This is a genomic window from Pelagicoccus enzymogenes (assembly GCF_014803405.1).
Taxonomy (GTDB): domain Bacteria; phylum Verrucomicrobiota; class Verrucomicrobiia; order Opitutales; family Opitutaceae; genus Pelagicoccus; species Pelagicoccus enzymogenes.
In genome coordinates, this window is sequence record NZ_JACYFG010000032.1 from 149,822 (window position 1) to 163,980 (window position 14,159).

Genomic DNA, 14,159 nt, shown 5'->3' on the forward strand with positions numbered 1-14,159 from the left:
GGTTCTTTGTGTCCTTGGTGGGCAGTCTCTCTAGTTTTTGGAAACGAGTTTGCGTTCAGTGAGAGGGTACCAGTTTTCGATGGCGTCTTTGAGGTCGGCGACGATATTAGGATACCTGTCAGCGAGGTTGTTTTCTTCGTGCGGGTCGGCGATGACGTCGTAAAGCTGGATGGGGACGTCGCGGGGGTGGACGTTGGCGTATCGATTGACTTCGCCGTCGTAGCTGAGGATGAGTTTCCAGCGGTCGCGGATAGCCCAGAGGTAGAGGAGAGACGCTTCAGGGTTGTCGAGGTCGGCGATGTCGTGGGCGTAGGAGTCTCCGAAGATGATGTCGCGGTCGATGCGTTCGCCGTCGCGGGCGTTAGGCATGAGGTCGATGCCGGGGAGTCCGTCGGGGATGTCAACGTTGGCGGCGCTGAGGACTGTAGGGAAAAGATCGATACTGCTGACGAGGTCGCCCTTGATGTCGGGCTCGATGACGCCAGGCCAGGAAAGAATGATGGGAGAGCGGGCTCCGCCTTCGTTGACGCTTTGCTTGGACTTGGGGAGAAAGCCGTGTCGCCAACCGTCTTTGCTTTTGACGGTGGAAGGGGTTTGTACCCAGCCGTTGTCGCAGACGTAGTAGATGAGGGTGTTTTCGCGGAGGCCTTGTTCTTCGAGGTGGTCGATGAGTTGGCCGCAGGTTTCGTCGAACCATTCGCACATGGCGTAGTATTTGGCGACGTCGGGGTCGAGGCCGAGGGCGTTGTAGTGTTCGAGGATACGGTCCGGTGGAGTATGCGGTGTGTGTGGCAGGAAGGGGGCGTACCAGATGTAGAATGGCTTTTCTTCTTCTTGGGCGTGGGCGATAAAGTCGAAGATAGGGTCCATGCCTTGGCGGCCGATTTTAAGGCCGGCGTCGCCGTGGCGTGCGCCGCGACCGGGGCTGCCTTGGGTCATGCCGTGAGTGAATCCGCCGCGACTGTAGTGCCCTTCCCACCATTTGCCGCTTTGGTGGCTGAGGTATCCGGCTTCGCCCAAGATTTTGGGCAATGTATCCAATCGGTCGATATTCTCGAAGAGTTCGATAGAGAGCTCGACGTGCTTGGGGTCTTCCTTGGGGGCGAGTCGTGGGGACGGGTCGTTGCCGGTAATCTTGTGTTCGCGGGCGTAGTGGCCGGTGGCGAGCGTCATGAGCGAGGGGCGGCAGAGCGGTGTGGTGACATAAGCTCTTGGATACACGACGCCGCTCTCCGCGAGCTTGTCGAGGTGGGGCGTGCGGATGTGCTCGTGGCCCATGAAACTGTAGTCCGTCCAGGCTTGGTCGTCTGACAGAATCATGATGATGTTTGGTCGGTCGTTAGCGGTGGCCGATGCGCCGGCAATCGCGGTGAGCGTGAGGGATGCTAGGATTTTTCTTAGTAGATGATGCATGTGAAATTTGGGTTTTCGTTTTTGCCCACGAAGGACACTAAGGGGCACGTAGTGGAATTTTGTTTTTGTCTGTTACTTGGCTTTTGCAGTGAAGGTCCATTGGCCGGGGGCTACGGTGAAGAGAAGATAGTTTTGATCTTCACCGGCTGGGGTGATGCCTTCGAGGTTGGCGATTGGTTCGCCGGACCAGATGGGAGTGTCGTTGGCTTTGATTTCTGTGATCTCGAAGTGTTTCTTGGGGATGCCGACAAGGGCGGTAGTTTCCTCTGGGGAGAGGAGTTGGATGCTGAAGGTCTTATCGGTTTTGTTGATGTCGACGTCGATGTCGCCTTTGACGGAGGGGACGCGGACTTGTATGGAGTTGAGCGATCCGAGCTGGGGTTTGACGTGGTAGGTTTCCCAGGCGGGATCTACGACGGCGACGCCGGCGATGTATTGGGAGAGGATGGTATTGGGGGCGTTCCAACCGTGGTTGTAGGTGCCCATGCCGCCGGTTTTCCAGAACTCCCACAGGGTGGTGTAAGGGGCGTCGACCATGACTGTATAGCGTTTCTTCATACGCTGGAGGGAGGCTTCTTCTTCGCCCATCACGCAGAGGGCTTCGAGCACGTATTTCTCCATGTAGGGGCTGGCGAATTCTTGTTCCTCGAGCACTTTTTTAATGGCGGGATACTTGTTGGGTGAAGCAAGACCGGCGAGCACTGCCATGGCGTTGGCTCGGTCGTCGGGGGCGTCTTTGGCCCGCTTGAATTGGCCGCTGTTGTAGGCGGTGCCGTTCCAGAGCGCATCGAAGTTGTCCTCGATGCTTTGCATGTTGCTACGGTAGCCGGCGACGTCGGCCTCGTTGCCAGTGAGCTTCGCCATTTCGATGGCCGCTTTTTGGGCGAGGTAGTACCAGCAGTTTTGCAGGACGCCGTAGTCGGAGTTGTCGCCCCAGTCTATCCAGAACCACATGCCCTCCCTGCGCGTGACGACCAGACCCTCTTCGCCGAGCTCCCAGAGGCTGAGGTAGCGTTTGACGTAGGGATAGACGTCGCGGATGGTTTGGGCGTCGCCGGTGTTCAGGTAATACGTCCAGAAGCCGTACCAGCCGACGCTGTTGAGCATCTGGAGCGGGAGTTCGGATCGATCTTTCCCGGGCACTGGCGAGTAGAGCTGTCCGTTGGGCTTTTGGAATTCAGCGAGATTGTAGATGGCCTTTTTTATGAGCCGGTGGGACTCGAGGTCGAAGGTGTAGAAGACTTCGCCGAGCTGATTGACAACGTCGCCCCACCACTGGGCGCGTTCGCGGGTGGGGCAGTCGAAGAAGGTGTCCCGCATGTTGATGTAGAGAGTACGTCGAGCCATGGTCCAGAGCTTGTTGTAGAAGGGGTCGTCGGAGTGGAAGCTGCCGGTGAACTCGGTTGCGTATCCGGTTTCCCGGTACTTGAGTTCTAGGATTTCGACGCCTTCGGGGATTTGGTAGTGGACCTCGTGACCGCTGAGCCAAGCGATGGCTTCGAATTCTTGGATGCCGTCGGTAGTGGTGTAGACACTACGAGTAGCCCACTGGGGGCGCTTTTCTTGGATGCCGCCGTCTTGATAGGCGTCGGTACGGATGTCGATGGTTTTGCCGGCGGGGGCGTTGACTTTGAGGTAGGGGATGACTTGGGCGTTGTAGGGGAGTTTGGCGACGATGGTTTGGTCGGTGCCGGCATTGGGGAGCGTGGAGGCGTTTTCGTAGGGACGCAGGTCGCTGAGCATCCAAAGCGGTAGTGGGTTTTGACGGAGTTCGCCCCAAGGCTGAGCGCCGGCGGCGCCTTTTGGGACGGCCGGTTTCCAGGCGTCTGTGATAGCGTAGGTTTTTTCGTGCCAGCCCTCGATTTGGTTGTCGGCCGCGAAGTAGTTTATGTTGTGCTCGGAGAGGCGGTAGTTGGGCTGCGGGTCGGCTGTTTTTTCGCGCGAGTAGGCGGGATGGACGAGGGTGTGCCAGGTGGCGTCGCTGCCGAGAGTGGTGTCACCGAGTTGGGCGGAGAAGAAGAAGCCGCCTTGGCCGCTGTCTACATGGGAGAATCCGGAGCGTCCCCAATACCAGGCGAGGGCGGCGATGGAATTTTGTCCTTCGACGAGGAAGGGGCGGATGTCGACCAGATCGTAGTAGGTTCCATTGGGATGGGGACCGCGTTTGGCGCTACCTTCGAAGATGACTTGTTCGCCGTTGATCCAGAGCCAGAACTTGGAGTCGGCGGCGACTTTGGCGACGGCGGCTTCGGGGATCGAGGTGAGGGTGAGCTCCTTGCGGAAGCAGCGCCAAGTGTTGTCGGGACCGTCTTCATCGCCCCAGATCCATTGGGCTTCTTGGGCGAAGCTTTGCAGGGAGAGGGCGAATGCTGTGATTAGAAAGAGGAAGAGCTTCATCTGGTCGGTTGGGAGCGTTTTTTAACCGCGGATTCTTGGATTGGAAGGATCGCTGGATGGCGATCCTGAGTGGGAATCCGTTGATACGGCTTGAGGGGACTGTGCGGGACGGGCAGTAAAGCCCGCCCCTACGGGGTTATTTGGCGATGATTTCCCAGGTGCCGGGTTGAAGAGTTAGGGGCTGAACGGTGGGCGGTTCGATTTTTTTGCCGTTGAGGGTTATGCGGTTTTTGGGGTGGGTGGATTTTGGGAGCTTGAATTGGGCTTGGGTGCCTTCGGGTACTTTGATTTTGAATACGGTGGTGTCTTGGGTGCGATCCCAGCCGAATTCTATTACTCCGGCGATGCTTGGGACTTTTTGGTGGAGGTGCTCGATATCGAGGAGGGTGGGTGTGATTACGAACTCTTTCCATCCGGGGGTGGTCGGTTCGATGCCGGCGATGCGGCGGGCGATGATGGCGTTGGGGGCGTTCCAGGCGTGGTTGTAGCTGCCGCCGTTGGGAAACTTTTCGTAGAGGGTGGTGAGCCACTCGCGGTCGATTTGGCCGCGGTAGCGTGTAGTCATTCGTTCGATGGCGGCTTCGGGATAGCCGGCGTCGAACATCGCGAGGTTTACCATCCACTCGAAGTGCGGGCTGCAGTAGTGGTTGGGGATGAGAACGTTTTCAACGATGGCTTCGTAGCGTTCGTGGCCGGCCAGGCCGGAAAGGATGGCGATGGCGTTGGCTCGGTCGTCTTGGAGCTTCTCGGGAACGCTGCTGTAGTAGTTGCCTGTCCAATACGCTTGGTCGAAGGCGGCTTTCATGCTGGCGAGGCGCTTGGCGGCCCAGGCGGATGTTTCGGGCTCGCCTAGTTCGTCGGCCATCTTGCGTAGCGAGTCGAGGGCGGCGTAATAGAGGGCGGTTTGCAGGATGGTTATGTCTTGAGTTTCCTTGACGCCCCAGTCGTACCAGTTCCAGCGGTCGGGGCTGGTGCCGGTGAGGAGGATGGGGAGGCCGTCGTCGCCCATTTCCCATTTGGCGAGGTAGGTGCGAATGTAGGGGAGGGAGAACTCGAGGGTCTCGCGGTCGCCGGTGTTGAGGTAGTATTCCCAGACGCATTGGAAGGCGAACTGGAGGTTTTGGCTAAGCAGGTCGCGGAGGCGCAAGGGACCGAGGGCGCCGTAGCTTCCATCCTCGCTAAAGAGGAAGGTGGAGCGGATGGCGCGGCGGAGGAGGGCGCGGCCGTCGTCGCCCATGACGTAGAATAGGTAGCTGGTTTGGTCGGCGACGTCTCCGATCCAGAGGGCGCGTTCGCGGTCGGGGCAGTCCATGAAGTTGTCCCGAGCGCAGACCATGAGCGTGTTGGCGCCCATGTCCCAAAGGCGTTGCAAGTCGCCGTCGGAGGTTGTAAGGCTGCCTTCGATTTGGCCGACGCTGAGCCAACGGTATTTGAGATCGTGTACTGTCACGCCGGCGGGGATGTCATAAATGACTTCGTGTCCATTCATCCAGGAGTAGCCTTCGTAGGCCTGCTTGCCGGGACGGGTAGTGTAGTAGGTTTCGACGCGGTTGAGCTTGTTTTCCGTTTCGATGGTGATGAGTTCACCGCCTGATTGCGATTCGATTACGAGGTACGGAGTGACTTGCAGGTTGGCGGGGAGGCGGGCTTTGATGGGAGTGCCGTCGCTGACGAAGGGGAAATGGCCGCTTGAGAAGGCAGTGTAGCTTTTCAGCCCGTGGTCGAAGAGATGAGGGACGTCGTCGAGGACGAGGTCGTGCCAAGGGGCGTCGGGGACGCGTCCTTTTTCGGTGGCGGCGGGCCAGGAGGCGTCGTTGTAGTTGTTTTTGTACCACGCCTTTTCTGTCCAGTCGCCAAGGCTCTTGTTGGCGTCGAACGCGACATCGGAGCGTACGACCATGCGATCCACTTCGCCCGCTTCGGGATCGTAGGCAGGGTGTTGAATGGCTCTCCAGCTAGAGTCGGAAGAAAGGGTTTTATTGGGAAGATCGAGTTGGAAATAGAGTCCGCCTTGGCCGGAATCGATGTGGTAGCCCTTATGGGTTTCGCGTCCCCAATGCCAAACGAGGATGGCGACGGTATTTTCGCCTTCGACGAGGTAGGGGGCGAGGTCGAGCTGCTGGTACCAGGTGTTGCGCGGCTTTTCCGAAGCGGGCATTTCCTCGACCGGCTTAACCCGTTTCCACGGCTGGGCCATGGAAGGCGCTCCAGCGCGGCCGCCTTCGAAGCGCACGAGTCGGCCGTTGACCCAGAGCCAGTACTTGGTGTCGACGGCGATGGAGGCGAGGGCTTCGGATGGCTTTTCGTCGAGGTCGAAGACCTTGCGGAAGGCGACCCAAGATTGGCCGGGGCTTTCGGCATCTTGCCAAATCCAGTGGCCGTTCCAATTTTCGGAGCCAACGGCAGAAGAGCGCAAAGCGGAAACGACAAGGACAAGAATAAAGGTGAATAGCCTCATTAAATAGGGGGGGGGAACTCTAGATTATAAGTGGCTCAGGATAGTAGAGGCACCCGTTCGCTGACAGGAATTCCGTTCTGGACACGTCCAAAATTGTGAGGGATATTGAGACCGAATGTCGGGAAGACGGGTAACGATTCGGGATATCGCGGAGCGGGCGGGCGTTTCAAAGTCAACGGTGGCTTATGCTCTCAAAGAGGACTCTCAATGCGCTGCGGCGACGCGAGAACGTATCCAGAGGATTGCGATGGAGATGGGGTATGTAGCGAATCCGCTCGTGTCAGCTCATTTGGCGAATGTAAGGCGTGCGGAATCGAAAGCGGGGTACCTCGCGACCCTGGCCTATTTGTCGGATCGGCCACTGAAGCAGATGTTGGCGCAAGGGTTTCCTCACATGGGCGCTTACGACGGGGCTCGAGAACGGGCGAACGAACTGGGGTATCATTTGGAGGTGTTTCACTACGAAAATCCGGATCTGTCGTGGGATCGATTAAAAGGGATCCTGCAGAGCCGGGGAATACATGGGGTCGTGATTGGTCCGCACCGAGGGTCGAAGGTTCAGCTGGATATGGAATGGGACTGCTTTTCCACGGTGATAATCGGCGATTCCATCGCGTATCCAAGATTCCACAGTGTGGGCTTCGATCATCTTGGAAATATGGAGCTGCTCTTTTCTCGGTTGTTTAGGAAGAAGGGCCGGAGGATCGGTTTGGCCTTGTCTGGGTTTATCAATAGGCGAGTTCGCTTTCAGTTTCGGTCAGCTTTCGATTTCTTTCAGGAAGAGCTGGAGACGGACATGCGGGTCCCTGCATTGATATCGGAACAATGGGAGCCTGCCGTTTTCCTGAAGTGGTACAGTGAATACAAGCCTGAGGTCATTGTTACGGTTTACGACGATGTGCGTAGGTGGCTAGATTCCATTGGAGTGAGAGTGCCGCAGGATGTGGAGATCGCAACGCCAGCGATCATGGCGGATTCGCTGGACTACTCGGGAATCCACCTGCCGCTCAAAACCCTTGGGAAATTGGCTGTGGACACGGTTGCCGCTCAGCTGTTTCGGAATGAAAAGGGAATTCCGGAGAGTCGTTGCGTTAGCTTGGTGGTGGGCGAAGTCCGGACCGGAAAGACGCTTCGGGAAGGCCTAGTTTAGGTCTAGATCGATGATCTGCAGGTAGGTGGTACGTGTGTCGCCGGAACCGGGTTCCTTGAGGTAGTAGTAGAGTTTTCCGTTGCTAATGTGGGGGATGCCTTTGTCGAAGATTCGGCCGGATGTGGGCTCGTAGACGGTTTGCCAATGGTTGGTGCCGCCTTCTGTACGTTGCACGAAGGGACGTCCGTCCTTGAGCGTGATCATGAGGATGTAGTTGCCGGCCGCGTACAACTCGACGCCGCCAGCGAAATCGGTGGTGACAGTGAAGTCGGACTCGCCGCTCGCTCTGTAGGCGTGGTGGAATTTGGTGACATCGTTCTCGTTGTCCCTTACGCGGGATATGATGTGCTCGTCTCCGCGATCGGTAACGTTGAAGTCGAAGTAGCCAACCATGTGGACCATATCCTTTTGGGTGGTCGCTACGTAGTCGCCCGGTTCGTAGACTTTGATGAAGCTTGGATCCGCGAGCGGGAGCTCGAAGGGTTCGCCCTTGTGGTTTTTCCAATCGTCTTTGCCGTTTGGGTTGTCGGACGAGGCGTAGTACACTCCGTTTTGGTAGATGTATCGATCTTGGCGGTCGTTGTTTCGACGCTGGAAGGCCACCCGGATTTTCCCGTCTGCGTATTTCATTCTTCCATACACCCCATAGGTGAAGTCGAGTCCGTGCTGGTTGGCATTGTCTACGTTGAAGTAGATCGGTTCGTTCCATTTGGATTCGCCGTCGTATTTGCAAATGAAGTACCGGCCGTTGTACGCGGAGCCCTTGCGCATGTACATGAATAGGTCGCCCTCGTCATTGAGGAAAAAGGTAGGGTAGGTGAGGCGGCCCCATACCTCAGCGTTTTCTACGCCGTCCATGGTGAGGTGCTTGTAGTCGCCATCTGGAGACTTCATGAAAAGGTCTAGATTAAAATCCTCGTCGGGAACTGTGGCAGCGTCGGGGATCGAGTAGCTGTAACGGAAGTAGTCTTGGTCGAAGGCGCCGTCATCCGTGAATCCCGGGCGGTAGGCGTGCATGTCGTAGAGCAGGTGGATGGTGCCGTTCTTGGGGCTGATGCCTACAGCGATGGTGTTGTGGGTTTCGCCGATCCACCATTTGTTGACGTAGCCGGTATGGCGGTGGGGAAACTCGATTGTGACTTGCTTGCCCGTATCCGTGTCGAGGCGAGTAAGCATGACGTGACGGTCCTCTTTTCCACCGCGGTACCAAGTCAGGAAGACATATTGCTTGAAGGTTTTGATGCAGTCGCCGTGTGGAACGAGCGCGTTGCCGAAGAAGTAGTCGTAGGCTCCCTCGCGATTGGGTGCGTCGCGTCCGACCTTTTTCCCGTCAAAGTATAGCGACTGGTCGTTGAGGTGGATTTCCGCTTCTAGGGTGACTTCGGCACTTAGGGTACAGGCCATCGCAATGAAGGCTGTCGCGAACGCTGCAAGCTTGATGGTGATCATCTTGAAAATTGGGCAAGTCGGTTGAGTCGATTTAGGAGGCGTTACTTGTTAGTTGGCCAAAATTGGCCGTCGTGCCAGAGGTAGAGGCGTTGGGCTTTTCCTTTGCGAATGTTCAGGATGATCGCTTCCGCTTTGCCGTCATCGTTGCGAACAGCTTGGAATTCCATTCGAGATTTGGGTACGGATGCGAAAACCTTGTCGACTTTCCAGTCTTGTCCCACTGTGCCTAGTTCGGAACTTGTGCTAGCGATGCCGAAGGCAGCGTTGCCGTTATCATCGGTGTAGAGAACGGCGGCTGTTTTGGATTTGTCTTTGCTTTCGATTCTTTCGAGGTCGAAGATTCGCTTTACCGGTTTCCCGTTTTCATCGATCAAAGTTCGGGATTCGGTGCCGGGCATGGGGAGGCTGTGGACCCATTCGGCATCCTGATACTGTACCATGCGCCACTCGCGATATCCTTGGCCCAGCGCGATGTAGGCGGCGGAAGGCTTGCCGTCCTGATCTGGAAGCGGTTCGGTGCTGAAGCTGGTTTCGCCGGTTGCTTCGGAGTCGTAAGCGAGTGCGTAGGTGTCGGCTATTTTCTTAGTGATGGGCACCTCCAGCTTTTTGCCTTCCACGTTGTAAAAGGTGTCGTCGCTTGTATCCAACTTCATGTAGTAGGTGTTGATGCGGCTGTAGTGAACCTTGTTGTGGATTTCGCGGAAGTTGCAGATGTGCCAGAGGAAGGTGATGAGGATTTCCGTGTCGGAAACCTTCTTCGGATTGATGTAGAATGTATCCACATCGACGGGATCTCCCTCGCTAATGGTGGGCCAGGTGATCTTAACCGGCTCCCCGAAAGTTTGGGAACCGTTCTCCATCTTGTAGTAGATCCATGGAGACTTGTGGGTGCCGGCACGGGTGAAGAAATAGATGTCGCCGTTGCCCATTTTCATGATTTTCGTGTAGGAGGCGAAAGGGGAGATGTCGTCTTTTTGTATCCAGGAACTGATGTCGCCTGGTTTTTCGGTAGCGACGTGGAGCATGCGTCCGCCCGCATGCGGCGTATCGAAGGACATCGGGTTGAGGCCGTCTTCCCATTCGCCGCCATGTCCGCCGAAGACGATGTGAAAGTGGCCATCGCCATTTACTTGCAGGGCGGGGCGACCGTGGCTGTCGATTTTTCTGCCGTTCTTGGAAAGCGTGCTATGCCCCGCTTTGTAGGGTCCATCCCACACGTGGTTCTCGACATCGAAGCTCGCGATGTAGGGATCGGTGAGATGACCCTCGTATGAGACATAAACTTTTCCGTCGACGAACAGAGTGGAGCCTGTGTGGGTGTTGTTGGGCAGGTTGTCGGAAAAATGCCCATCGGGGATTTCAGGGAGAGGCAGGTTGTCCGAAACGTCAGGAGTGGCGGCGAGCGTGGACTCGAGGTCAAGGTCGTATATGTCGGTGAAGGCCTTCCCCTCGCGGTAAGCGTCGTAGATTCTTTGGAAGTCCGGGTACTGCCCGTACAAGTATTGGTCGATCTTGAAATGCCAGAACTCCCTGCTGAACGTGTCCTCGTCCTCCATCAGTTTGAGGAGGGCGGGTAGCGCTCGGTCATGCGTGGATTCGTTCTCGATCAACGCCTCTCGTTGAGCGAGGTATTCCTTCTCTGTCATGGCCTCAGTACAGGCGCCAAGTGTCAGGATTGCCGCAAGTGCGACAAGAGGGAGAGCAGGAGCTTTCAACATAAGCAGTTTGGGAGTTTTAATTTCGGGGCGGGGATGCTACTCCTCTCTCGGACCCTGCTACGACTGTTTTCATATCGATACGAATCGATGGCTAATTTCGGCCACTGTGAGCGGTTACGAGAGTTTCGCGAACGCTTCCAGACTCGACAGCTCCGCGACCGTCCATCAACGCAGATTATTAGTCCTCTTCAATTTCAAATGCTCGCGGACTCGGCAAAGGCGATCTGCTCCTTCAATGACTCGCGGAGTCTGGAAAGGATCGACTTGTATTCAGGATTGCCGACACGGTTCACGGTTTCTCCCGGATCAATCTGCAGATCGTAGAGCATCTCTTCTCCGTTTTCGTACAGGCTGTAGTTGTAACGTTCGGTGACGATCGCGTCCGCGTTTCTGTATCGAGTATAAACGACCTCGTTGATCGCTGCCTCTGGATCGCTTAGTACGGCGGCGAAGCTCTTACCTTGGACCGATGCGGGAACATCGATTCCAGCCAGAGCGCAAAGGGTCGGGAACAAGTCGACACTGGAAATCAAGGCGTCAGTGGAAACGCCTTGCGGTTTTCCCGGCGCTTTCACGATGAGGGGAATGCGGGTGGCGAGATGCATGGTGTTGTGTTTGCCCCAGAAATCGTACTCGCCCAAGTGCCAACCATGATCGCCCCAGATCACGACGATCGTATTCTCGGCCAGACCGAGCGCTTCGAGTTCATTCAGCACGTCACCCACAAGCTTGTCGACGTAGCTGGTTGCGGCAAGGTAGCCGTGCCGCATTTTTAGGTGAAAGGCGTCCGACTCTAAATCGTAGTCGCCCAGTTCGTAGGTCTTGAATTCGTTGGATCCCCTCAGTGATTCTGGTGCGTGTTTGGGCCGCTCTCGGAAGGCTGCAAGTGGGATGTCATCAGCGTCATACAAATCCCAATACTTTTTGGGGGCGTAGAAGGGGAGATGTGGACGGATGAATCCGCAGCCAATAAAGAAGGGCTTGCCGCTCTCTTTGAACCTTCGCAGATCCTCGATTGTGCGAGCCGCAACTAGGCCATCGGTGTAGGCCTCGTCCGGAACATCCACGCTCTCGTAGAAGAGACCACTTCCGCGTTCCGATTTCGTTTCGGTGGTTGCTGGGTCGTAGCTGACTTTGTGGCTGAGCCCTGTGCCTCGCGGCTTTTCACTCCAAGAGCGATCAGCAGTGTCATCGCTTTTGTGAAAGATCTTTCCATGGGCAAGCGTGGTGTAGCCTGACTCCTTGAAGGCTTGTGCGATGGTGGTGGCATGCGGGGTGTCGACGTCCGCCCTTGCGAGGTAGTCCACGAAGCGCGTTTTCGTAGGCAGGATCCCGGTCATCATGCTGGCGCGCGATGCCCCGCAGACTGCGACTTGGCAGTAGGCTCGTTGAAAGAGCGTTCCCTCTGAGGCAAGGCGATCGATGTGGGGTGTTTTGGCAACTGTGTCGCCGTAGCAGCCGAGTTCTGGTCGCAAGTCGTCAATCGCGATGAATAAAACGTTTGGCTTTGAGCCGTTCGAGTTATCAGCGAAACTGGCGAAGGTTCCTGTGACGAACAATAAAAGAGTAACGACTTTTTTCATTAGGGAAAGGTTGGTAGGAATAAGTCTTATTGGCTAATGAGATTGAATTCGGCAATGGCCGCGAGGGTGGCACGTGCTGCTCTGTTGAGCACCAGCTTCACGCGACGGGTTTCGACGGGATCGAAGGTCACGCTGTGGTCGGAGCCTATCTTCTTGCCGTCGTGAATTTTGACCCAGCCTCCGTCTTGCCAAGCGTGTAGCTGGTATCCGTCGACGTTTCCTGTGTCTTCTTGTATCTTTGCTCCGGATACGGTTTGGCGGGTGCCGAGATCGAGGATGAGTTCCGAGCCGATCAGTTCGCCATCGGAAATCCATTTGGTTGTCGGGTCGCCGTCGTTGGCAAGTTCGGCGGGGTGGCCGGGGGCGGCGTTGTTGGCGGTGATGAAGCTTCCGTGAAGGCGGAGCTGCAACTGGGCCCGGAAGAGGGAGGGTGGATAGGCGACTTGTTCGCGCAGTTCGTCGATGCCGACCTCACCTTTGTTCACATCTTCGAAAATTATTGCTTCACCGGGGGAGCGGAGGCCCACGAAGTTTGGTTTCACGTAGTTGTGGATCTTTCGCACTTCTGGCGACCAGAAGTCGTAAGTGGTGCTTGGGGCGCTGGCGTTGTGCTCGAAGTTCCAGAAGGTGATGTGCGGGCCGCCATTCGGGTAGCTGCCTTGGTTGCCGCCGTTGTGTGAGAAGCGGCCACCTTTGACGCTGTCAATAAGGTTCGAATACGGATGGTAGCCGTGGCAATCGACGGACTGGTCCTCGGTCATAACCGAGTCGAGGAAGACGCAAGCGGTAGTGGTCCAGCGGAATCCGATACCATGCCAGTTGTCGGTTTCATTGACGATGCGGTTGAAGAGTACGCCGTAGGAGTCACGAGGGTAGCCAGAAGTGTGGCCAGCTTTTCCGCTAAAGGTTACGTCTTCCACGGTGACGGCGAGGGCGTCGTCGATGTTGAGTCCTACGTTCCAGTCCGCGATCGTGCAATTGCGTATCCAAGAGTTTTTTACGGCCATGAGGTGGAGGCCTTTGTAAGCGTAGTCGACTTCCCAATTCAAATGGTGTTTGAACTCTTGCGGGTAGTGGGCCCAACCGCTGCTGAAGCGTATCCCCTCGATTCCGACCTCCTCGATAGGCTCGTAGGGCCAGAGTTGGGTGGTACCTGCTCCTGCTGGTATGTGGAGTTGCACCGGGTTTTTGAAGGTGACCCGATTACCGTCGATTGCGGTAATTGTATGTTCCTCGTAGATACGAATGCCGCCTTTGCCCATGTTCCAGAGCGGATTGAAGGTGAGGCCTTCGGCTACTTTGTGTACCGCTTCGAGGCTTTGGTGGAAGAGCGTGATGTCTTGCCCGACAGAGAGCTTGCTAGGATCGTTTACGGTTATGGAGAAAGCTCCCAGCGGTATAAGTTCGTTGCATTGAGCGAGTACTGTCTTATCTTTTTCGATACGGTTGTAATCCTTGGGGCGGACCAGCAGTCTTGGTTTTTCAGGCAGTTCCTTGTCTCGGTATTCGTGGAAGTAGAGTTCGGTACCGCCTGGTGCGTCACCCGCTCCTTTGAGGACGATGTGACTGCGGTTGATTTCCAGAACATGGTCTTTCAGTTCGCCAGCGCCGAGGATGAAACGGCCGGCGGGGAAGTTGACCACGACGGGAGTTTCGATAGCGTGAGCGGCGTCGAGCGCAGCTTGGATGCCCTCGATGTCTATCAAATTATCGTCGGGGATGGCTCCAAAGTCAGTTACCTGGAGCTGCGTCCAGGAGGACGTGTCCGGAATCGGGCGTTCGGAGAAATGGTAACCGGCAAAGGAGTAGTCGGGGAAGATGGTTTCGCGCCCTTCGGCGCGTCCGTCGACGAAGTCGATCCAGGAGGGAGCAATGTTTTGGGAATTCGATAGTTGGGCAAATGATGCAGTGACTGTGAGAGCTAAAATTGCACGTAAGATATTCATTTTGAGCGTGAAGGTGATAACAGGCTAGTGCTGGCTGTTTTGTAG

8 protein-coding genes are annotated in these 14,159 nt (G+C 56.3%); 1 reads left to right on the plus strand and 7 read right to left on the minus strand.

Annotated features, from left to right (window positions below; translation table 11 throughout):
- Positions 1-30: 30 nt before the first annotated feature.
- The 3 genes from IEN85_RS11270 to IEN85_RS11280 form a co-directional block, all read right to left on the minus strand.
- A complete protein-coding gene (locus IEN85_RS11270; protein WP_191617189.1) occupies positions 31-1,413 on the minus strand; it encodes a sulfatase family protein in 1,383 nt (460 codons plus the stop codon).
- Between the two features lie 72 nt (positions 1,414-1,485).
- On the minus strand, positions 1,486-3,810 hold the full coding sequence (locus IEN85_RS11275) for an alpha-L-rhamnosidase-related protein (protein ID WP_191617190.1): 2,325 nt from the start codon (positions 3,808-3,810) through the stop codon (positions 1,486-1,488).
- 136 nt (positions 3,811-3,946) lie between these two features.
- A complete protein-coding gene (locus tag IEN85_RS11280) occupies positions 3,947-6,268 on the minus strand; it encodes an alpha-L-rhamnosidase-related protein (RefSeq protein ID WP_191617191.1) in 2,322 nt (773 codons plus the stop codon).
- 115 nt (positions 6,269-6,383) lie between these two features.
- Between IEN85_RS11280 and IEN85_RS11285 the strand changes: the two genes are divergently transcribed.
- The gene (locus tag IEN85_RS11285) at positions 6,384-7,418 is read left to right on the plus strand and encodes a LacI family DNA-binding transcriptional regulator (protein WP_191617192.1); all 1,035 of its coding nucleotides are present in this window, start codon (positions 6,384-6,386) and stop codon (positions 7,416-7,418) included.
- Here IEN85_RS11285 and IEN85_RS11290 read toward each other — a convergent pair.
- The 4 genes from IEN85_RS11290 to IEN85_RS11305 form a co-directional block, all read right to left on the minus strand.
- Positions 7,410-8,867, minus strand: coding sequence for a BNR-4 repeat-containing protein (locus IEN85_RS11290; RefSeq protein ID WP_191617193.1), 1,458 nt, complete (start codon positions 8,865-8,867; stop codon positions 7,410-7,412). The two genes, IEN85_RS11285 and IEN85_RS11290, sit on opposite strands and share 9 nt — an antisense overlap.
- Before the next feature lie 41 nt (positions 8,868-8,908).
- On the minus strand, positions 8,909-10,513 hold the full coding sequence (locus IEN85_RS11295) for a BNR-4 repeat-containing protein (protein WP_224772574.1): 1,605 nt from the start codon (positions 10,511-10,513) through the stop codon (positions 8,909-8,911).
- Positions 10,514-10,779: 266 nt separating this feature from the next.
- Complete coding sequence (locus IEN85_RS11300) at positions 10,780-12,168, minus strand: sulfatase (protein WP_191617195.1); 1,389 nt, start codon at positions 12,166-12,168, stop codon at positions 10,780-10,782.
- A 26-nt stretch (positions 12,169-12,194) separates the two neighbouring features.
- Positions 12,195-14,114 (minus strand): DUF4955 domain-containing protein, encoded by a 1,920-nt coding sequence (locus tag IEN85_RS11305; RefSeq protein WP_191617196.1) that lies wholly within the window; start codon positions 14,112-14,114, stop codon positions 12,195-12,197.
- Positions 14,115-14,159: the final 45 nt, after the last annotated feature.

What these genes read in the sequence shown, in the direction of transcription:
- IEN85_RS11270 (WP_191617189.1), bottom strand. Translation starts at nt 1,413, where the DNA reads ATGCATCATCTACTAAGAAAAATCCTAGCATCCCTCACGCTCACCGCG.
- IEN85_RS11275 (WP_191617190.1), bottom strand. Translation starts at nt 3,810, where the DNA reads ATGAAGCTCTTCCTCTTTCTAATCACAGCATTCGCCCTCTCCCTGCAA.
- IEN85_RS11280 (WP_191617191.1), bottom strand. Translation starts at nt 6,268, where the DNA reads ATGAGGCTATTCACCTTTATTCTTGTCCTTGTCGTTTCCGCTTTGCGC.
- IEN85_RS11285 (WP_191617192.1), top strand. Translation starts at nt 6,384, where the DNA reads ATGTCGGGAAGACGGGTAACGATTCGGGATATCGCGGAGCGGGCGGGC.
- IEN85_RS11290 (WP_191617193.1), bottom strand. Translation starts at nt 8,867, where the DNA reads ATGATCACCATCAAGCTTGCAGCGTTCGCGACAGCCTTCATTGCGATG.
- IEN85_RS11295 (WP_224772574.1), bottom strand. Translation starts at nt 10,513, where the DNA reads ATGACAGAGAAGGAATACCTCGCTCAACGAGAGGCGTTGATCGAGAAC.
- IEN85_RS11300 (WP_191617195.1), bottom strand. Translation starts at nt 12,168, where the DNA reads ATGAAAAAAGTCGTTACTCTTTTATTGTTCGTCACAGGAACCTTCGCC.
- IEN85_RS11305 (WP_191617196.1), bottom strand. Translation starts at nt 14,114, where the DNA reads ATGAATATCTTACGTGCAATTTTAGCTCTCACAGTCACTGCATCATTT.